At 70.8% G+C, this 19,527-nt stretch carries 14 protein-coding genes and 2 pseudogenes; 6 read left to right on the top strand and 10 right to left on the bottom strand.

Features of this window, described 5'->3' with window-relative positions; genetic code table 11:
• Positions 1-582 precede the first annotated feature (582 nt).
• Entirely contained in the window at positions 583-1,449 is an 867-nt protein-coding gene (locus ACIQPR_RS46745; protein ID WP_403663110.1) for a hypothetical protein, read from the top strand.
• Between the two features lie 215 nt (positions 1,450-1,664).
• On the opposite strand, the pseudogene ACIQPR_RS46740 reads toward ACIQPR_RS46745, so the two are convergent.
• Positions 1,665-2,390 (bottom strand): annotated as a pseudogene (locus ACIQPR_RS46740) (transposase family protein).
• A 262-nt stretch (positions 2,391-2,652) separates the two neighbouring features.
• Between ACIQPR_RS46740 and ACIQPR_RS46735 the strand changes: the two are divergent.
• The 3 genes and pseudogenes from ACIQPR_RS46735 to ACIQPR_RS46725 all read left to right on the top strand — a co-directional run.
• A complete protein-coding gene (locus ACIQPR_RS46735) occupies positions 2,653-3,249 on the top strand; it encodes a hypothetical protein (protein WP_403663107.1) in 597 nt (198 codons plus the stop codon).
• Positions 3,250-3,368: 119 nt separating this feature from the next.
• Complete coding sequence (locus tag ACIQPR_RS46730; RefSeq protein WP_403663104.1) at positions 3,369-5,462, top strand: M48 family metalloprotease; 2,094 nt, start codon at positions 3,369-3,371, stop codon at positions 5,460-5,462.
• Positions 5,463-5,645: 183 nt separating this feature from the next.
• Positions 5,646-6,144, top strand: a pseudogene (locus tag ACIQPR_RS46725) (IS5/IS1182 family transposase); the annotation flags it as partial.
• Here ACIQPR_RS46725 and lanKC read toward each other — a convergent pair.
• From lanKC to ACIQPR_RS46680, 9 genes are all read right to left on the bottom strand, one after another.
• Positions 6,132-8,744, bottom strand: a complete 2,613-nt coding sequence (lanKC, locus tag ACIQPR_RS46720; protein ID WP_403663101.1) for a class III lanthionine synthetase LanKC — start codon at positions 8,742-8,744, stop codon at positions 6,132-6,134. The pseudogene ACIQPR_RS46725 and the gene lanKC overlap by 13 nt on opposite strands.
• Positions 8,745-8,808: 64 nt before the next feature.
• A complete protein-coding gene (locus ACIQPR_RS46715) occupies positions 8,809-8,964 on the bottom strand; it encodes a hypothetical protein (RefSeq protein WP_403663098.1) in 156 nt (51 codons plus the stop codon).
• Between the two features lie 118 nt (positions 8,965-9,082).
• The gene (locus ACIQPR_RS46710) at positions 9,083-12,025 is read right to left on the bottom strand and encodes an AAA family ATPase (RefSeq protein ID WP_403663095.1); all 2,943 of its coding nucleotides are present in this window, start codon (positions 12,023-12,025) and stop codon (positions 9,083-9,085) included.
• A 223-nt stretch (positions 12,026-12,248) separates the two neighbouring features.
• A complete protein-coding gene (locus tag ACIQPR_RS46705; RefSeq protein ID WP_403663091.1) occupies positions 12,249-12,824 on the bottom strand; it encodes a GAF domain-containing protein in 576 nt (191 codons plus the stop codon).
• A 67-nt stretch (positions 12,825-12,891) separates the two neighbouring features.
• Positions 12,892-13,734, bottom strand: a complete 843-nt coding sequence (locus ACIQPR_RS46700; protein WP_403663088.1) for a S8 family peptidase — start codon at positions 13,732-13,734, stop codon at positions 12,892-12,894.
• The gene (locus ACIQPR_RS46695; protein WP_403663085.1) at positions 13,731-16,814 is read right to left on the bottom strand and encodes an adenylate/guanylate cyclase domain-containing protein; all 3,084 of its coding nucleotides are present in this window, start codon (positions 16,812-16,814) and stop codon (positions 13,731-13,733) included. The genes ACIQPR_RS46700 and ACIQPR_RS46695 overlap by 4 nt, the downstream gene beginning before the upstream one ends.
• Positions 16,815-16,842: 28 nt before the next feature.
• The gene (locus tag ACIQPR_RS46690) at positions 16,843-17,040 is read right to left on the bottom strand and encodes an aroma-sacti cluster domain-containing protein (protein ID WP_403663082.1); all 198 of its coding nucleotides are present in this window, start codon (positions 17,038-17,040) and stop codon (positions 16,843-16,845) included.
• Positions 17,037-17,735, bottom strand: a complete 699-nt coding sequence (locus ACIQPR_RS46685) for an iron-containing redox enzyme family protein (protein ID WP_403663079.1) — start codon at positions 17,733-17,735, stop codon at positions 17,037-17,039. The genes ACIQPR_RS46690 and ACIQPR_RS46685 overlap by 4 nt, the downstream gene beginning before the upstream one ends.
• On the bottom strand, positions 17,732-18,811 hold the full coding sequence (locus tag ACIQPR_RS46680; protein ID WP_403663076.1) for a radical SAM protein: 1,080 nt from the start codon (positions 18,809-18,811) through the stop codon (positions 17,732-17,734). Before ACIQPR_RS46680 ends, ACIQPR_RS46685 begins: the two co-directional genes overlap by 4 nt.
• Positions 18,812-19,105: 294 nt before the next feature.
• Here ACIQPR_RS46680 and ACIQPR_RS46675 point away from each other — a divergent pair, with 294 nt between their 5' ends.
• Positions 19,106-19,255: a hypothetical protein gene (locus tag ACIQPR_RS46675; RefSeq protein ID WP_365845025.1), complete on the top strand. Its 150-nt coding sequence runs from the start codon at positions 19,106-19,108 to the stop codon at positions 19,253-19,255.
• 35 nt (positions 19,256-19,290) lie between these two features.
• The gene (locus ACIQPR_RS46670) at positions 19,291-19,422 is read left to right on the top strand and encodes a hypothetical protein (protein WP_403663072.1); all 132 of its coding nucleotides are present in this window, start codon (positions 19,291-19,293) and stop codon (positions 19,420-19,422) included.
• Positions 19,423-19,527: the final 105 nt, after the last annotated feature.

The raw sequence follows: 19,527 nt of genomic DNA, 5'->3' as shown, positions 1-19,527 counted from the left end.
TCGCTGCCAGGACGGCCTCGATCCCCTCCGGTCTCCCCATACCAGAACAACGAGTCCGGCAGCCGGAAGCCACGACTTGTTTCCCGGCAAGCCCTTAGAGGTCCTAACAGAAGCTGTTGCCTATGTGACTTTCGGCCGGGCAGGTTGTTGGTCCGGCAGGCGTTGCGCGGGATCCGCCACGCAATTACCTGGTATTTCTCGGTCTCGCTGCCACTCTCTGCTGCTACAAGTGGCTCCTCGGACTGACCCTTTGGGACACGGTCTGCGTCGCAGCGAACACAAGATCAGTCGGATGAGCCGCCGGTTGTCGGCAGCCTGTCGGCACCGACCATCGGCATCACCTTGCAGCGCAGATCCTGGGAAACGCACACCTCGTAGACGGGGTGGATGATCAATGAGACGGCGCATCGAAATGGCTTGTCCCTAGGTCGGATGTCGACCAGGATCACCTCATGACGACCAGAAAGGGCCATGCCGTCTAGGCACCCCGCTCCGCTCTCCGCCGCTCGTGCGCCGCCGACCGCCGCTTCCCCTTCAGCGCCCGATGGCTGTGCCCGCCCGCCCACCCAGGAGGGCCCACTCGTGCAGAAGACCGCCCTCGTTCCCTACGCTCACCTTCCTCGATCGCACCACGCGCACCATGTCCTGACCAGCACCGTCGACGTTTTCGGCACTGCCCACTGGCTGCTTACCGAACGCGCTCCGCAGCGCGGCGGCGATGTCCTGCCCTTTGACGCGATGGTCGTTTCCGTCGATCCGGGTGGCAGCGTCGAACTCAGCGAGCTGAGCGCCGTGCGGGCCCGCTGGCCGCACCTGGACCGTATGCCCGACGGCGGGTTCGTCGTCGCCGCATCTCGCGCCCGCCGGTATGAGGATGCGGACCAGGTCCAGGTCTTCGACGCACTCGGCCGCGAGACCTTGTGCTTCTCCGTCGGCGACGCCATCGAGCACCTGCTCGTGGACGAGGCCGGCCACATCTGGGTCGGGCACTTCGACGAGAACCCGGTGGGAATCCGCCGCTGGAGCCCCACCGGCCAACTCACCTGGACGTCGGACGACGCTCACATCCCCGGCCTCTTCGACTGCTACGCCTTGAATGTGTCGGGCACCGTCGCCTGGGCGTGCCCCTATACGGACTTCCCGCTCGTCGAGATCCGCCCCGACCGCACCGACCGTCCCGTCAGGGTGTGGGCAAACCGTGTACGGGGTGCCAAAGCGATGGCCGTCCACGGCGAGCAGGTCGCCTTCTATGGCGGCTACCGCGAGGATCAGGACCGGCTCGCTCATGGAGAGATCCTCGAAGCGTCGGTCGAGCAGACGGACGTTGTCCTGCTCATTCTGTCCGATGGCTCCGCCCCCGGCCGTCGGCGGGCGGTCGGCCGAGGAAGCAGGATCTATGTCCAGGCCGAGCCGTTCACCACGTGGGGTGTGTTCGACCTCAGCAGCTGATACCCGGCACTGGAAAGGCCATCCCCACCTGGTCGTCGACCATCCGCTCAGCCCGGGGACGGACCCGAATTACGCTCACACCCCTTTCTGATCACGTAGGAAGTAACGTGCCGCCGTCCTCCGTGCACTGGATCACCAAGTACAACCCCGCCGACCCTGACGAACACAGCCACTACACCGGTGCCGAGGAGGCGGTCAGTGAGCCTCTTTCAACCTCACGCTGGTGCGTGGTGAAGGACGAGGACGGCCTTCACCGGGTCGGTGATTCGGTTGGTGCTGCAGCGGAGCTTCCGCAGGAGGCGTCAGCCTTTGATGGTGGCCATGGCCCGCTCGCCGAGGCGGCGGATCTTGGCATGGGTGGTGTTGTGGCGATGCTTCCATCGCTGGAGGCGGCGGCCCTGAAACGGAACCCGGACCGTTCCGCCGACTCCTTGATACGCCTTGTCCGCCCAGCATTTGAGTCCCGCATTGGCGAGGGCTTCGATGATCACGTGCTGCCGCGAGGCGGTCAGGTCGTGAGTCGAGCCGGGCAGAGCCGGCGAGGCCCAGAGCAGTCGTCCGAAGGGATCGGTGAGGACCTGGACTTTCATGCCGTGGCGTTTGTGTTTCCCGGAGCAGTACGGGGTGTCGGCGGCGATGCGGTCGATCAGCAGCAGGGTGCCGTCGAGGATGACAAATACCTACGTCGTCATCGCCTCGTCCAGGGACGGGGCGATGACAGACAGGGTTTCGACGGCTTCACGTATGTAGCGGTACGCGGTCGCGATCCTGATGCCGAATCCAGCGGCGAGTTGGGCGTAAGTGTCCCCGCGCCGCATGTGGGCCAGGGCGAGCAGGGCCTGACGGCCGACAGGAAGACGCCGCCACCGAGTCAAAACTCCCAGCCGACATGGGTGATCTTGGTCGAAAACCCGTTTGCCAGGAGCTTCTTCGTTGTGCAGGGCAGCCCAATTCGTAGTCAGCGGCGCCAGCTTGCCACGGGTTCAGCGAGTCTCCGTCGGCAAGCTGATGAAGACTCATGAACGATCGAGGCTAGCCGAACCGTTGGATCCGCTTCCGCTCGGTCATCCAATATGGGCTGTACCAGCTCCGATGGTCGTTGACCTCCTTTTTCCCTGAATGGCACTCAAGGGATTGGCTCTCAGTAATATTTCGATATTGCGCCATATGGGCATTCCTGCCCGGGTGCACTGAGGGAGGATCATGTCGCCACTCTTCGGGCGTGGGCTTGCCGCATCCGCCGTTCCCGTACCGCGGGACGATCACCCGGAACCTTACGACCGGAAAAGTCTGGAGCTTGTCGGCAGTGCGGTATTCGCGAATCTGACTGCGAAGATGCTCCAGAAGTCTCAAGAGTCCCCTTCATTCGACCAGTTACTCAAAGAATTCGACACGGATCCGCAGGAGCGGTCGCGACGACGCCGCGGTACGGCAGTCGGCACGGGTGTGCCTGTCCAGGACGTGCTCACCTATGTGGTGCCTGCCGTGGCGTGGGTGCTCGGTGTGGTGGGCGAGCGGGTGGCGGGACGTGCGGCCGACAAGCTTACGGAGGCCGTCCGCGGCAAGGCCGCTGTTCTGCTGGGCCGCCTGAGGCGGCGCGAGTCTGAGCCGCTGGGGGAGTCGGGGCTGGCGCTTCACCCGCGGGCAGCCTGGTCTGCTGATGAGCGGGCGTCGTTCGTCAGTGGGTTCCAGATCGTCTTCGTTCAGCGGCTCGGCCTAGGGGCTGGCGCAGCGGAGGTTCTTGCCGAGGCGATCGCCACGGCGCTCGACGACCCGGTCCAGGGGGAAGCTGAATCGTGACGGCACTTGATGATCCATACCCGGTGGAGAACTCCGAGGGCCAGACCGGGGTAGACAGGTCGCCGCGTCCCGGCAGGCAGGCTCTCCGCCTCTTGCGGTCCCCGACAGGCAGCAGGTACATGCTGCTCATCGGCGTCCTGTTGCTGGTCTCGGTGCTGCCGGGGCAACTCGTTCACAACCAGCTTCTCGGGCTCTCATGGGCGAAACAGTTGCAGGGCTGTTCCGAAGAGGCCGAGCGCCGGTACCCCGAAGATGTTCTGGCGCGCGGTTTGTGGGAGATACGGTGCGGTAAGCCCGTCCAGATGCGAATGACGGCAGTGTCGCTGGCGGGCTCGGCAGCGGTGGTTCTCATCAGCGTCGGCGGCCTGTGGCTGCTGTCTCGGCGGGAGTTCCGCCGCACCAGCCCCCTGAGGCCGGTCTCTGAAGGGGTGCAGGAGCAGGTTGAGGAGGCGGCCCGCAGCCTGCGGCTCCGCTGCTGTCCCCGAACCGTTGAGGGCGTAACCACGTGGGAGGAGCCGTTCACGACCGGACCGCCCGGTGCCCCTGTCGTTATCCTGCCTGCCAGCATCGATGACAAGCCTTCCGAAACCGTAGAGGCGATCATCAGGCATGAGCTGGCTCATGTGGCCGCCGGAGACGTACGGCTGGTCTGGCTGTCCCGCAGTGTACTGGCGGCGACCCTGACGGTTCTCACCCTGCCTGTGCTCAGCTTCGCCTGGGAAATGCACAGGGACGGGCTGGATGTGTGGGATGCCCTCCTCCAGCCGCTCTGGGTGGACTACACAGGGCGGTCTCTGCTGATCCTCGCAGCTGTCTTCGCGGTCTCACAGATGGTCCTACGGTCACGTGAGCACGAGGCCGACATCCTGTCTGTCTCCGGCCAGTCCCGTGTCGGCCTCACCGCCATGCTGTCCGACGCCGAGCTGACCCAGCGGATCAACGCCGCAGGCCAGGGCTGGTGGCGTGCGCCGGGTGGGTTCATGTCTTTCTGGGCCAACCATCCCTCTCCCGCGCAGCGGATGAAAGTGCTCCAACTGTCCCATCCGCATCTGAGGGCGACCTGGTTGGACGCAGCGGTCATCGGGTTACTGGGTGCCCTGGCCCTCAACGAGTTCGGCTGGCTCGCCCAGACGGTACTGCCGGGAACTTCACTGGCACCGTACGTCGCGCTGGCTCCGGCGCTCATGGCCGGCATCCTCATGGCCCTGGGTTGGGGCACCCAGATCTGGCAGGACGCCGTAAGAAGCCCGGAGATCTCTCCCCTGCCCGCCTCCTCCCTCGTCGCCCTCGGCTTGGGGACCGCACTGGGCATGGTCGGGCGCTTCGACGCTGTCGGATCAGCTCCTCACTGGAACGCCGTGATCGTCGTACCACCGGCCGTGTGTATCGCGGCGGCCTTGAGCGCTGTACTGGCCCGCACGTACGCCTCAGCGGTGCGGCCGGATCGACCTGAGGCCCAGCCCTGGGGCATGTTCGTCGCCGCTCTGGCGGTCAACGTGGTGCTCTTCGCCGGAACACTGCGTTCCGCCTACGAAGTCTGGTTCTTCCTTCGCGTGCACATGTGGCCGCTCGCAGACTGGGCCTGGCTGACCTTTCCCGGCATCCACTCCCCGCACGGCGTCGCCGACGCGATCGCGGTGTGCTTCCTAGCACTGCTCGTACTGTGCTGGAGCCTGAGGAGTGCTTTGGCCGCCCGCGCCGACACCGGTTTCGCCACGGAGCTGATCCCGCGGTTCGCCCTGCCATCCGTAGTGGCGCTGGCTGTGTCGGTCGGCACGCTTGCGGGCCGCTGGGTGAGTCGATACGACCAGTCACACACGGATTTCGTTTCCACGCTCTTGTATGACCGGATGGCTGCGGCGGCCGCAGGGCTGGTGTGCCTCCTGGCAGTGTGCTCGGTAAGGGGGCGGGCGGGCCTCGGGCCGGGCCTGTGGGCAGCTCCGCTCACGACGCTGCTGGTCACGGGGGTTCTGTGGACCATCCGCGTGCACGACCTGATGCCTGGTCAGGCCATATCGCACGTGAACTACTTTGCCGATCCCATCGCGCAACTGGCGGTCTTGGGTGGCTTAGCGGTGATTCCGCTGGCCCTCCTCCCGGATCGGGAGCCTGCACCCGCAGCCCGGGTCCTCGTACCGTGTCTGGGGGCCTTCGGGGCCGCAGTTCTTACAGCGACTGTCGTGCGGACCGACTGCATAGTGATCCACTTCTGATGTAGGTGCGTGGGCCGATCGTGCATCGTGACAAGGCCTGCGCCAACCGAAGCACCTGCGGGGTGAAGGCCGTCCTCGTCCCTCACCCCGCGTCAGCGTGAGGTTGAAACAGGCTCAGTGACCATGGGCCGGCCGACGTTGTCTAGTTCGGCTCGCCAGGCTGTCGGTCGTGGTTTCGATCGCGGCCGACGCCGGCATGGTGACCGGGAGGTGCTGGCAGCGATCGGGTTCGTAGCCACGCCGGACTGGTCTCGCTGAGCGATGGATTCGGTGAATCTGCGGGCCCTGAAGAGGGCGAGCTGACAGGTCCGAATCCCGTCGACCGGGGCAAGTGCGACACGAAGACCCAGCCGGTCACCGAACGGACAGGTGCAGCCCCGTCCGTTCGGTGATCAGGAGCGCATTTGTGCGACAGCCAGACACTGATCCTGCTGGTTAAGGGCATCCCGTCCGCCCGCCCCCCGGCGCGGACCCCGACGACGCGTACGGGGAAAGGTCTATGCCGACAAGGGATGCGACTACGACCCCCTTCGCCGGTGGCTACGCGGGAGCCGTACCAGGCACCGCATCGCCCGCCTGGCTCGCCGGACGCCGCCGACTGCACCGCCGCTCCGAGCGCAAAGCCGAGCACTTCCTTACCGTCACCAGCATCGCTTGTACGTTTATCTGTTACCGCAGATGAGCCAAATGAGATGACGACTGAGCGGCGAACGGAAGTAGACTCCCCAACCGCCCGTCGCCCTCGAACGCAGTGTGCAGGGCGAGCAGTACGCCCGCCGAACCGGTCGCGAGGTCCGTGGACAGGCGGAGCAGGCCCCGGCCGGGGAAACGGAGGCCGTCCCCCGTGCGGATCGCGTGCCAGGAGAGTCTGCGGATCGAGGCGAGTGCCTCTGGTCCGGGCCGCGTGTGCTGCTCCGTGGCGTCGAGCAGGCTCAGTACCGCGATATGTCCGGCGCGGCCCCGGAACAGGCCCGGTTCCCGGACGAAGTCGGAGGCGCAGACGGGGCGTACGGCCCTCGTGAACGCGGTGAGGGAGGGGGCGTCGGCACGGGCCAGGTACTCCCGTGCGACCAGGGCCATTCCGCCGCTGCCCTCCTCCAGATAGGCCAGGTGGCGGTGGCCGTATCTCGCCTGGACCGTCCCGTCCGGCATGGTGACGCAGTGTTCGAGGTCGAGTTCGAGAGCGGCGCGGGCCGCGGGGAGGTAGCGCCGGTCCCCGGTGATTCCGTGCAGGCGGAGCTGGAGGAGGGCGGAGCCGCTGAAGCCGTCGAGGAGGCCGCCGGTGGAAGGGAGGAGCAGGCCCTCCGCCGCTCCGTCACGCCGAAGGGTGTCTAGGCGTTGCGCGATCCGCGTGGCCTCGTCCAACAGCGCGCTGTCGCCGGTGAGTTCCGCGAAGTGGCAGAGGGCGAGGCCTACGCCTGCCTGTCCTCCGTACAGTCCGGGGCGTGTCGGAGGGGCGGCGGTCCGGGCGGTGGACAGGATCTCCAACGCCTCCTCCCCGCAGCCTAGTTCGGCCAGTGCCGCCGCGGCGCCGTACGGTCCGTCGTAGAGCCCGTAGCCCGCTCCGGGACCCGCGCGTCGCGCCGAGCGTACGAGCCAGTCGGTGTACGGCGCGGGGACCGTGGCACCCACCCGGTGGAGGGCGAGCAGGACTCCGGCCGCGCCGTGGGCGAGGGTGTGACCGGCTCTGTCGAAGACGGTCCAGTGGGCCGGGAACAGTCGGTCGGCGCGGTCCGGGGTCGCGTCCGCGTGGATCCCGGCTACCAGCGCGTCGCGCACGGCGGGCCAGTCGAACGGCTCGGAGTCGGAGTCGAAGTCGGAGCCGAAGAGGTCTTCGGCTTCGGGGAGCGCGGGAGGGGGTGTGCTCGGGGTGCGCCCACCGCTGATTTCCGGTCGGTGGGGGACGGCAGTGGGGGACAGGTCGAAACGGTCGCGGGCGACCGCCTCCAGTTGCGCCGCCTTCGTGGGATCGAGGTCGGTCAGCTCCGGCATCGCCATGAGAGTGAACAGCCAGGTCGCCCACAGGCCGTACTGGTCGGCCTCGGCGCCCGTCGCCCCGGCCGGAGCGGCGAAACCTGCGGCACCGACCCGGGGCAGGTCCCGTACGTCGAGACCGGTGGCGTACTCGAAGTCGACCAGGACCACGGAGTCGTCGGTGCGCACGACGATGTTGCGGGGGTGGAAGTCCCGGAGGCAGACGCCCCGTTCGTGCAGGGAGTCCAGGGCCGAGGTCAGATGCCCGATCACCCTCGACGCCCACTCCGCGTAGGCGCGGAATGCCTCCTCGGACGTGTTCCGGCCCGGGAGCGGATAGCGGCCGATCACCGCCTCCAGCAGCGTCGGACCCTCGACGTGCTCCCTGACGAGGAAGTGGTGCTCCCAGACGGTGTGCAGCCCGTACAGGCGTGGCACGCAGTCCAGTCCCTGGAGTTCCATGAGGATCCGGTACTCGCGGTGCAGGCGCTCCACCGCGTCGCTGCCCGTGTCGTCCAGACCGCTGAACGGCCGTGCCTCCCGCAGGACCACCGGGCGGCCGGTGTCGCGATGCGCGGCGCGGTAGACGCCTCCCGCGTTGGAGAAGCGCAGGGCCTCGTGGACCACGTACGGGAAGGCGTCGTCGCGCGTGGCCCGCCGGGCGGCCAGGTGCGGTTCCAGGACCGGCGGGGGCGTCACCCACTCCGGCACACGGAAGACCGGGCCCCGGACATCGGGGACGAGCGTGCCGGACGGATCCACCAGTGCCGGGACCGGTCTGCCGTCCTCGCCCGGACAGCGCCGTGCGACGAACGAGCCGTAGCGAACATGGACCGGGCCCCGGCCGATCCGCAGGTCGCTGAGGATGTACGGGCCCGGGAGCCCGTCGAGGGCGTCGAGCAGTTCGCCGAGGATCTGCGTGAAGTGCGGGTCGTCGCGTGGGTAGACGGTGATGAACTTTCCGCCGGCGCTCCGGGGCGCGTACGGGCCCGACATCGTGGTCAACGCCCGGTCGCTGCGCAGGAATTTGAACGGCACACCACCGGCCAGACAGAGTGCGGCCGTCCGTTCCAGCGCGGGCGCCGCCGTGCGTGGCGTCGCCGACACGTGGATCTTCCAGCCCTGTCCGGCAGGTGGTGCGTCGTCAGGAGTCATCACGGCCCACAGACCTGAGAGGGAGCGCCGCCATCCCGGCGGAATCGCCCCGTGGGCCGGCGGGTACCGCGTGTCGTCGTCCAGGCGGCTCGGTGTCTCGTAGTGGAGGGGGTCGGCGACGGTGTAGAGCAGTGCCTCGCGGGCGTCCGCCACGATGGTTCCTCCACTCAGGACGCGAACTCGCTGACGGCGGGACAGGGCGCACGGCGCCCGGGGGTCACTCCTCGTTCGCGGAACTGATGTTGCTCAGGCAGGTCCAGAAGCCGGACCGGTCGTGGGACTTGCCGAGGCTCTGGAGGTCCAGGATCGAGTGCGCCTCGACCTCCGGGGACTCCTCGGAGGGCTGCTGCAACGACTCGGTGCTCTGCGTCATGACGAACTCCCTTGTGCCGAAGGGTGGTTGGATGATCCCTGCCTCGCCGACGCTAGGCGGCGCCGGCCTGCGACCGGTTGGCCGCCGGTATGGAAACGGCATGCGGGGCGGATCCGCTTCACCCGGCCATGCGCTGGTCCGCGTCGAGCTGGGCGAACACGCTGACCAGCGCCGAGCGTGAACTCACGTCCAGCTTGCGGAAGATACGGGTCAGATGCGCCTCGACGGTCTTCGGCGACAGGAACAGCGTCGAGGCGATGTCACGGTTCGACAGGCCCCGGGACACCAACTGCGCGATACGGCGCTCCTGTTCGGACAGGGCGTCGTGAGCGGGGGAGTGGCCTGCGGAGCGAGGGCGGCGGGCGCCGATCTGGCGCTGGGCGTTGCCGGCGAGCGCGCTCAGATGACCCGCTCCGTGTGCGTCGGCGAGTTGTTTGGCCCGGCCGACCGCGGCCACCGCCTCGTCCAGCCGACCGGTGGCGAGCAGGGCCCGGCCGAGCAGGAGCCGCGCCCGGCCCTCGGCGAGGACCAGACGGCTGCCGGCGAAGAACTCGGCGGCCTCGATGAAGAGTTCGGCCGCCGCGCCCGGGTCGTCGATGCGGACGCAGGCCATGGCGAGGGCCGCGTAACCCGACTGTCCCGGCAGCGAGACGGCCGCCGCCGCCTCGGCGGCCTGTCGTGCGCGGCCGAGGGCCGCCCTGGTGTCGCCGCGCGCCATCTCGGCCTGCGCCGCCGTACAGAACCACATGGCCCGCAAGGTGTGGGTCGTCTCGGAGCGGTCGATGCCGGTGATGGTCCGGATCAGTTCGACGCAGTCGTCGGGCCGCCCCTGGTCGAGCCGGACCGAGGCCAGTACGGCTGCCGACAGCTCCCACAGCCGGCCTCGGTGCTTGGCCGGACGCAGGGCGCGTTCGGCCGCGTCGGCCGCCGCCGAGGGTCCGTCCCGCAGCGCGGTGGCCGCGGCGCGCAGGGTCAGGGCGTATCCGATCAGGTCGGGCCGGTCGATCAGATGGGCCGTTTCCTCGGCGTCGGCCGCCGACGCGATGGCGCCCGCGAGGTCGCCGGTGCCCTGCTGCGCGTAGGACTGGCAGAGCAGCAGGTACGGCATCATGTAGCTCTGGCCGGTGCGCCGGGCGACGCGGATGCCGCTGGTCATGTGCCGTACGGCCGCAGCGTGGCGCTCGGTGAGGACCTCGGCCCAGCCGAGCTGGCCCACCTCGTCGAGGGAGGTGGCCAGTTCACCGTCCTCCAGCACGTCGATCGCCGAGGCCGCCTCGGACACGTAGGCGGCCGTGGTCGGGCCCGTCCGCCCGCTGTACGCGGCCCCCAGCGCCCGGCAGGCCGCCACCGAGGTGAGGATCCCGCTGCCGACCGGCGGGGGAGTGAGGGCGAGAACGGTGTCGAGGTGGCCGGCCGCTTCCTCGAAGTCCCCCTGGGCCATGCCCACGGTGGCGAGTTGGAGGCGCAGCGGATTGACCTTCGACTCGGTCTTCGGCCAGCGGGCCAGTTCGTCCGTGAGCGCGAGCTTGGCGGCCTTGGTGCTGCCGAGGATGCGCTCGATCACCGACCGCAGTGCCACGACCGGGATGCGTTGCTCGCTACGGTCCTCCGGGACGAGGTCCAGGGCCTGGGACAGGGCGTCACGGCAGGAGGCGAGGTCGCCGGTCGTCCCGCAGGTGCGGGCCAGGCCGAGCAGCATCTCCAGCCGCTGCTGGACCGCTTCGCCCTCGGGGTTGCGGGGAGCCAGCCGCAGCGCCGTGCGCAGCCAGGTGGCGCCAGCGGCGGGTGCGGAACGGGCGGTGAGGGCGGCGGCCTCGGTGAGGACGCGGACGGCTTCGAGGTCGCCCGCCTGTGCCGAGCGGGCGACGAACGGAGCGCGTTCCACGGCACTCGCGCCGTTCCCGCGCAGCGCCTCGTCGGCCCGCGCGTTGGCGCCCAGATACCAGCCCGGTGGTGTGTCACGGGACACGATCTCGCGTAACAACGGGTGCCTGAACTGAAGCAGTTGACGTACTTCGTGGCGCGGCCCGCTCTGGCCGCAGGGGCGGACGAGGTCCATCCCCGCGAGCACGTCGAGGGCCTCCAGGGCGGGTCCGTGGCCGAGTCCCGCGACCCGGCCCAGCATCAACGGGTCGAAGGGGTCGCCCAGGACGGCCGCGGCGCGCAGCGCGGAGAGTTCGTCCCCGGTCAGTGAGGCGATCTCGCGGGCCAGCGCCGCCCGTAAGGTGTCCGGCAGATCGGTCGGGCTCCCGTCCGGGCCGGTGCCGTCCAGGGGGAGTTCCGTGAGTACTTCGAGGTAGAGCGGGTTGCCGCCGCTGACCGCGCAGAGGCGGTCGCGACGGGCCGGCGGGTGGGTGGCGCCGAGCAGACTCAAGCACGCCCGCCGGTCCAGCGGCGAGAGCGGCAGGCGTTCGACGCGGTAGTCCGCGACGGCGTACCGGAAGGACGCCCGCAGCCGGGCCGCCGCCTGCCGGGGCCTGAGCCCGCAGGCCAGGAGCAGCGGGGTGCCCGGCGGCTGCCGGAGCAGGTAGTGGAGCAGTTCCAGGGAGCCCTCGTCGGCCCAGTGCAGATCGTCGAGACAGAGCAGGATTCCGCGGTCCTGGCCGGCCACTGTCAGCAGGCGGCCGAGCGCGTGGTGCAGCCGGGACCGGTCCACCTCGGCGAACCCGTGGCGGCCGGGCCGGGAGCCGGGAGGCAGCACCAGTTCCAGCAGCGCCGAGGTCTCCTCGTCGAGCGGACCGTGCCCGGACTCCTTGAGGCGGCCGAAGCAGCTGCGGACGGGACCGGCGAACACCCCGAAGGAGCGCTGCTGTTCGAACTCCGAGGCGCGACCCGACAGGACCGTCAGCCCCTCGGCCTGCGCCAGATCGCCCAGTTCGGACAGCAGCCTGGTCTTGCCGAGTCCTGGATCGCCGGTGATCTCCACGACGGTGGAGACACCGTTCGCGCAGGCCGTCACGGCGGACCGCAGGACGGCCAACTCCGCCTCCCGGCCGACCAGTTGCCTTGAGAAGTTCCGGTGGACCGTCGCCTGTGCCTGCCGCGCACGCTGCTCGCTCATGGGCCTCCTCGGTTCCGGCCGGCGCGCACCGGATCCATGAGGTGGACCCGGTCTTCCTCCAGCCAGAACCGATCTTCGTGCGGAACGGGACCGGCGGCGTCCGCAAAACTACGCAAGCCCCTACCGAACCTCGCTACGTAAGCCCCTGCCGAACCGCGCCACGCGAGCCCGTGCGCGAATTCCGTCGTGCTGCCTGTCCCTGCCTGTGCCTGCCTGTCCCCGCCTATCCGAGCAGGCTGCCCAGCTCGCTCAGCAGCCGTGACGCCTCCGCGCGGCGGCGCGAGGGCAGTCCCAAGTCCGCCTCGTCCGCCGTGGGTTGCTGTCGTAGGACGAAGCGCAGCGCGGTGGCGGCCTGGCGGGCGAACAGGGCGAGCAGATCGAGTTCGGGCAGACTGGCGCGGGCCTGCTCGGCGGGGTCGAGCACCTCCAGTACGCCCAGGACCCGGCCGTCGTGGACCAGCGGGGCCGCCATGAGCGCGTTCGGCACGTACTCGGTGGACTCGGCCAGGGTGCGGTCGAAGGAGGAGTGGGCGGTGAGATCGTCGACGACCATCGGCTCGCCGGAGAGCGCCACCCAGCCGGCGATGCCCCGGCCGGCCGGGAAACGGCGGCCGATCAGGAAGTCCTCGCCCTGACCGGACACGGCCTGGAAGACCAGTTCCCCGGCCTCCTCCTCCAACAGGAAGACGGAGCTGGCCTGGGCACCGAAGATCGCCCGGGCGACATCGACGACGGACTGGAGGAGTTCGGACGCCAGCGGGTCACGGGACGCGGCGGCGGGTTGCAGGTCGAGGGGCACGGCGACACCTTCCCTTGGGGACGGACATGAGGGTTGAGGGGGATCGGTACGACAAGCAGCCGCGAGGTCAGGGCAGTTCGCCCTCGGCGGCGGGCGTGCGGTGCTCACGGACGTTGGCGGCGGACGCGTAGAGCGCGCTCTTCAGCTGGAAGGGCGTCATCCGGGGACTCGCCGACAGCACCCGGGCGCACAGGCCGGTGATGTAGGGCGTGGCGAAGCTGTTGCCGGTGGTGCGGATGGTGGTTCCGCCCAGCCAGCCGACCTCGATGTTCTGGCCGGGTGCGAAGAACTCCACCGGCGGGCGCGGGTTGTACAGGTGCAGACCGGGGTCGTCCTCACCGTGGCTGCCCACCGAGATCACCGAGGCGAACCGCCAAGGGAAGCTCTCCACCGGTGAGTTGTGCGCGGCGGCGACGATGACGGTTCCGTTGAAGTACGCCTCGTCGGTCAGTGCGTGCAGGTCCTCGGCGAAGCGGGGTCTGGTCGTGGACAGGCTCATGTTGATGAGGTCGAAGCCCTGGCGTACGGCCCAGCGCAGCCCTTCGAGGAGGATGTCCCCGGTGCCGGAGAACCGTTCGCCCAGTACCCGCACGCTGTGCAGTTCGCAGTCCGGCGCGATCTTGCGGACGATGCTCGCGCACGCCGTGCCGTGGCCGCAGGGATCGTCGGGCTCGGTCTCCTCGACCCTCGGCCCGTCCTCGTCCTTCACGACCACCCACGAACTGTCCACCCGTCCGACGCGGGGATGGCCGCCCTCGATGCCGGAGTCCACCACGCACACCCGTACGCCGTGACCGGTGGCCGACTCCAGGGCGGCGGGCGGCGGGGTCCGGTCGGCCGCGACCGGGATGTCGTCGGGGCGTCTGCCCAGGAAGCCCCAGGTCAGGCCCTGAGGTGGCGCTGTCGTCATCGTCGTTCATGTCCGTTCTCGGGTAGGAGTGCCTCGGCCCACCGCACACCGGGCAGATGACCTTTGGCGGCGAAGACCGCCCGGGCCTCCGCGGCGGCCCGTCCGGCCTGCTCGGGCCGGCCGAGCACACCGAGCGCGTGGGCCCGGTCGAGCAGGGCGCCCCCGCGCACCACGGGCGAGTCGGTCTGCCCGGCGGCGCGGACCGCGCGGGCGGTCAGCCGCAGGGCTTCCTCGTGTCGCCCCTCGGCAGCCGCGACCCGGCCCAGCAGACCGTTCAGCTCGACCGCCTCCGCGTGCGGATACGCGTCCGCGCCGTCGATCCGGGCGAGGACGCGGGCCGCCGCCGACACCTCCCCGCAGTCCAGGTGCAGTCGCGCCGACTCCAGGGCCACGCTGTCCCTCAGCGCCGCCAGGCCCAGGTGCGCCGCGGCCTCGGTCGCCGTGTCCAACAGGGCGCGGGCACGGCCGAGTTGACCCGCCAGCACCTCCACCGTCGCGCCGAACAACGGGAGGACGACCTGCGTCTCGGCGAAGCCCAGTTCGGCGGCCGGCCGCACCGCTTCGGCCAGACACGCGCGGGCGTCGGCCCAGCGGTCCTGGAGCGCGGACAGCACGGCGAGCGGGCCGTTGAGGGTGATCCGTACGGCCCGGCGTCCGCCGCCGTGCTCGTCGAGCAGCGCGCGGCAGCGCGTCGAGGCGGCCGGGACGGGCAGCGGACCGCGCCACAAGGAGATCCCGATCGCGCCCAGGGCGGCGGCCCGTTCCGGCTCGCCGTCGGCGCGCACCGCGTGCCCGAGCCCTCTGGTGAGCCATGCGTCGGCGGCACCGTGCCGGCCCTGGGACTGGTCGCGCTGGGCGAGCCGCAGACAGGCGCGGGCCTGGCCCAACTCGTCCCCGGCCCGCTCGAACACCGCGAGCACGGCCGCCGCCGCCTCTGCGGGCACCTCCTTCCCCGGCGCCACGGAGGCCAGCGCGAGTCGGGCGTGCGCGGCCTCCACGGGGTCGGCCGGGGACGCCAGTACGTCCAGCAGCAGCGCGTGGCCCTCCTCGGTCCGGCCGAGCGCGACACGCACCTCGCCGAGCCGGCGGACCGCCGCCGCCCCACCGGGTTCCCCCGGCCGGCGCAGGGCCGCCGACCGGCTCAGCAGGTCGTCGGCCCACGGCAGGTCGGACCTGGCCAGGGCCTGTGCTCCGGCCAGGCCGAGAGCCTCGGCGGCGGCCGAGCGCAACGACTCGGCACCGCGGTCGAGACGGCCCAGCTCGCGCCGGTAGCCGTAGGCCCGCTCCAGGTGGCCGCCGACGGCCGCCGGACCGGCGGACCGCACCGACGGCAGAGCGGCGGCCTGCTCGTGGCCCTCGGCGCGGGCACGCTTGGACATCGAGGCGTACGTGACCTCCTGGACCAGCCCGCTGGTGAACCGGAACGAGGCCCGCGGCCCCGGCTCCACCAGCCGCCGCCCGCTCAGCCGCAGCAGCGCCGACCGCACCTCCACCTGGGTGCCGCAGGTCCCGGTCAGTTGGTCGCCGGTGAACTCCCGCCCGATCACGGACGCCTGGTCGAGGACCCCGCGCTCGCGCGGTTCCAGCGCGTCGATCCGGGCCCCGAGCAACGCCTGTACGGTCGGCGGGAGTTCGTCCCCCGATCCGGTGTCCAGGGCGGCGGCCAGCAGCTGTTCGAGGTGCAGCGGATTGCCGTCGACCCGCTCCAGCAGCCGTCTCGGTGCCGCGTCCCAGTGGGCGGTCACCTCCGTCACCCCGGTCACCTCCGTCACCCCGGTCGCCCCGGTCAGCGCGGCGGCCAGCAGCGCGGACTCGTCGTACGACAGACTCGCCAGCGCGAGCGCCGCAGGCTCGGACAAGTCCCGTCTCGCATCAAGGAGTTCGGGCCGGGCCAGCAGCACCACCAGGACCGGGGCCCGGTCCAGTTCCCGGACCAGTCGGTCCACCACGTCCAGGAGCAGCGGGGCGGCCCAGTGGCAGTCGTCGAGCACCAGCACCACTGCTCCCCGCGCGGACAGCGCGCCCAGGACGGCGACCAGGGCCGCGCAGGTCTCCGCCACGGTCGGGTTCGGGGTCCCGTCGAGCAGCAGACCGGCGGAGAGGACGTCCAGTGCCTCGGTGACGCCGTGCGGGGCGGGTGCCGCCGCCAGGACCGATGCCACCGCGTCGGCCAGCGGACCGAGGCTGCCCTGGTGGCCGTAGGGGCGGCACCGTCCGGTGCCGTTGAGCGGTGCGCGGGAGTGCAGCCACTCGCGCAGCAGACGGGTCTTGCCGAGGCCCGCTTCGCCGTGGACCAGGATCCGGCGGGCGCCCCGGCGAGCCGAGACGGCCGTCAACGAGGCGTCCAGCGAGGCCAGTTCGGGGCCGCGGCCGACGAAGCGCACGTCGAAGCGGCGCACCAGCTCCGGATCGTCCTCGCCGAGCCCCAACAGGCGGTACGCGGTGACCGGTTCGGCCTTGCCCTTGAGGGTGAGCGGTCCCACGGGTTCCGCGCGGACCGCGGCACCGGCCGAACGCAGGGTGTCGGGGCCGATGAGGATCCGGCCGGGTCCCGCGTTCTGCTCCAGCCGGGCCGCCACGTTGACGGTCTCGCCCGAGACGAGCGCCTGGCGCGCCGAGGAGTCCGAACTCGACACCACCTCACCGGTGTTGACGCCGATCCGGACCGCAAGTCGCACTCCGAGGGCCGCGTCGAGTTCGGTGTTGAGGCCGTCGAGCGCGGTCAGCATGCCCAGCGCGGCGGCGAGCGCGCGCCGGGCGTCGTCCTCGTGCACGACGGGGACACCGAACACGGCCATCACCGCATCCCCGATGAACTTCTCCACCGTCCCGCCGTGGAACTCGATCTGACGTCTCATCAAGTCGAAGTAGCGCAGCGTTACCGAACGCAGAGTCTCCGGGTCGAGTCCGCCGGACAGCGCGGTGGAGCCGACCAGATCGCAGAAGAGCACGGTGACGACCTTGCGGAACTCGGTCGCCTCGGTCGCCTCGGTGGCCGACGCGTCCGCGCACGGCACTCCGCACGAGGGGCAGAAGCGCGCTCCGGACGGCAGCGCGCGACCGCAGGGTGAACAGTTCATGGTCCAGCTCCCTCCGCGGGCCCGCTCCTCAGAACAGGGCCCCGCCGGCGAACTCGCTGTGCGCCCGAACCTCGGGCTCCGCCTCGTCCAGCCGTCCCTTGATGTCCTCCAGAACGTCCAGCTCGTGCGGCGTCAGGGCGCCGAGCACCTCCAACTGCTCCTCCGTGAGCGCGTCGACGGTGAATCCGGCCGCGCGAAGCCGGTCGAGTGCGTGGTCGTCGGTCATGCCGGGCCTCCTGGGGTGGTGGCGAGATACGAGAACAGACGGGTGACCCCGTCCGCCGTACGAAGGGCGCTGACCGCCAGCGCGGTCCGGTGCGCGGGGGTCAGGGGCAGCGAGTCGAGAAGGGCGTCCAGGTCGGCCAGGTGCCCGCCGTCCAGCTCCGCGTGTGCGCGCACGGTACGGAAGGCGGCGGCCGGCAGGCCCGTGCGCGAGGCGAGCCGGTCCGCGAGCCAGGGCGCGGGGGCGTTGCCCTCCAGCACACGGATGTAGCCGAGCAGGGTGACGGGGTGGTGGTGCTCGATCCAGTAGTACTGCGCGCCCACCAGCTCCGCGACGACGGGGGAGGGCAGCCGGTCCGCCGTCCGCGCCGGGTCGCCGCCGGCCGCGGCGAGGTCGTCGAGCAGCCAGGCGTCGTGGCCGCGCTCCTCCTCGATGTGCCGCTCCAGGTACGACCTGAGCGGCGCCGCCATCGGATCGCCGGGCGCCGTCCGCGAGCACCGGACCGCCGCCCGTTCCATCAAGGGCACCGAGGTCCGGATCAGCGCGTGCATCTCGTACAGGTACGCGAGGTACCGGGTGCGCAGCACGGGCGCCTCGGGACGCCAGAGTTCGGCGAACGCGGCGCCCAACGCGGGCGCGGCCAGGGCGAGTTTGACGTCCAGCGCGGCGGAGGGAGTCATGGTGCGGGCAGGGGTCATCGGGCGCTCCCCGTTCGTCCGGGCAGCGTCACCAGGTCCGCGTACGGCGGGCAGCCGTAGCGCCGGAGCAGAGCCACCGGCCCCGCGTCGGCCTGCATCCGCGCGGTCTCCCGGTCCAGCAGTTCGCCGGCCGGGCCCGAGGCGTCCCGTCGCGCGCCCTCGGTCACGGCGGGGTGCTCGGACAGCTCCCGGCATCCGGCGCAGTGGCCGGGGCCGCAGGCCGAGGGGGCGTACCGCTCGCGCAGATGGTCCGGGCCGACGGCACGCACCATCCGCAGCAGCGGCGAGGCCAGTGAACGGGCGCGCACGGTCGGCCAGTCGTCCTCGGCGACGTGCCCCAGCCGCAGATGCGGTGGGACGGGCCTGAGGTCCACCACTCGCTGGTTGCAGCAGGCCAGCACGGTGCCGTCGAAGGCCACCACGGGCCATGCGGCCATCGCGCACGGCGCCACCCGCCCGGGGGCAGGGCGGTGTGCGGTCGCGGTGGCCCAGGAGGCCGCGCGGCCCACCGCGCGCACCTCGTTGACGAGCATGGGCACCCGGTCCGCGAACTCCCGGCGGATGTGCGCGGTCACGTTCGCGAGATACGGGTCGTCCGGACCACTGCCGGTGAGATGGAAGCTGACGGACGTTCCCGCGTCCAGCAGTTGATGCAGCGCGCGGAAGACGGCGCGGCGCGGCACCTCCCGCTCGTGGTGGGCGTCCAGGCTCGCCGAGAAGTGGTCGACCGCGCCGATCGCCCGCAGTACGGGTCCCGGTATCCGGTCGGCGCGGGCGAAGAACATCCCGCTCAGCAGCACGCTCCGGGTGCCGGCCGTACCGGCCGCTACGGCCAGTTCACTCACGAGCGCGGGCCGCACGAGGGGTTCGCCGCCGGTCAGCAGCATCACGTCGGGCCGGTCGTCCGAGGTGAACGACCTTACGAAGTCCAGCAGTTGACCGGCGCCGGGCTCCTCGCCCGAGGACGTGGACGAGGTCGAGCAGTGCGCGCAGCTCAACGGACACCGTCGGGTGAGAGTGACCAACAGGCCCGCACAGGGGACGGGCCGCAGCCCGATGAACTCGGCCAGCTCCACGAAAGCCCTCCCGCTCGCCCGGCGCGCCGCTCGCGTGCGGTCGCTCAGGGGGATGCTGTCGGAGCCCGGGCCGGGAACGGCAGACGGACGGACCAGGAACGGTATATCCGCTGGCAGTCGCGCTCCCGCAGCGGCCACAGGCCCGGATCACGGACCGGAAACCCCCGCCGACCAGGGCACATACCGCTCCCATGGCGCTCCTGCGCCGGTACTGGACCCGGCCTGCCTAGCTTTCGTGGCGTCGGGCCGGAAGCCTCCGCCCGAAACCGAAACCAGATTCCTCGGGAGAACACCATGGCTGAGAACATCGACCCCACCACCGACGAGACCGAGGCCGCCGAGGTCGAGGCGCACGGCGTCCCGGGCCTCCAGGGTCTCGGCAAGGACATGGACAAGTCCGAGAGCTCCTGCATCAGCACGGTCAGCTCCATCGAAGAGCGCTGACCCACCCCCGTCGCGGAACTCCCTGGGAGAACACCATGACCAAGGACATCGAGTCCATCGAGGCCCCGGTGCTGAACGTCCCGGACCTCCAGGCCCTCGACAAGGGTGTCACGGCGCCTGAGGGAAGCTGCGTCAGCCTGGCCAGCACGGTCGTCGAAGAGCGCTGACCCAGGAGCCGGGGTGGGGGGGGCGGGGGGGGGGGGGGGGGGGCCCCCCCCCCCCCGCCGCGCCCCCCCCCCCCCCCCCCCGAAAAAACACCCCCGCCCACCCGC

Source organism: Streptomyces sp. NPDC091280 (assembly GCF_044768565.1).
GTDB lineage: Bacteria > Actinomycetota > Actinomycetes > Streptomycetales > Streptomycetaceae > Streptomyces.
The sequence above is the reverse complement of the archived record's forward strand: the minus strand, read 5'-3'. Positions and strand labels throughout refer to the sequence as shown.